We start from the raw sequence: 784 nt of genomic DNA on the forward strand, positions 1-784 counted from the left end.
CGGCGGGGGGGGCCGCGCGGGGGGGTGCGGGGGGCGGCGGGCCCCCCCCCGGGGGGGGCGCCGCGCCCGGGCAACGGTGATCCCACCTGATCGTCGGGACCGCGGTCGGGGTCCCCGGGGACGGGGGGCAGCATCCCGGGACGGCGGTCAGCCGCCCGCGCCGACGACCCGCAGGGCCCCCGGCACGCACTCGGCGGTCACCGGCAGCGCGCCCACCGGCTCCCCGTCGGCCCAGGCGGCCAGCCCCGGCTCCCCGGACAGCCCGATCCGCGCCGCCCGGTGCACGGTCACCGCCGGGTGGGTCAGGTGCGCCCCCGCCGCCAGCCGCGGGCGGGTGCGCACGAGCTCCCGCCGGCTGACCGGCCCCACCACGGTGACGTCGAGCAGCCCGTCGGCGCAGTCCGCGCCGGGGCACACCGGCAGGCCGCCGCCGTACCAGGCGGTGTTGCCCACCGCGACGAGGGTGACCGGCAGCGTGCGCGGCCGGCCGTCGAGCTCCAGGGTCACCTCGCGGGGGCGCAGCCGGGCCAGCTCGGCCAGGACGGCGAGGTCGTAGCGGCGCGGCCCCCTCGGCCAGCGCAGCCGGCCGGCCCGCTCGGTCACCGCCGCGTCGAACCCGCAGCACAGCACGGTCGCCCACCAGCGCTCGCCGGCCCGCCCGGCGTCCACGGTGCGGCTGCGCCCGGCGCGCAGGTCGTCGGCGGGGGCGCGGGCGGCCGGGCGCGGGTCGGCCGCCAGCCCCCGCGCCCGGGGCACGCGGATGGAGGGCGCGGGGGGGGCGACG

The 784-nt window shown here is 83.7% G+C and carries 1 pseudogene; it reads right to left on the bottom strand.

Going from position 1 to position 784, the window contains the following annotated elements:
- Positions 1-147 precede the first annotated feature (147 nt).
- Positions 148-784 (bottom strand): annotated as a pseudogene (locus tag ACI8AC_RS25205) (sphingosine kinase); the annotation flags it as partial.

The sequence above is a fragment of the Geodermatophilus sp. SYSU D00758 genome (genome assembly GCF_054049955.1).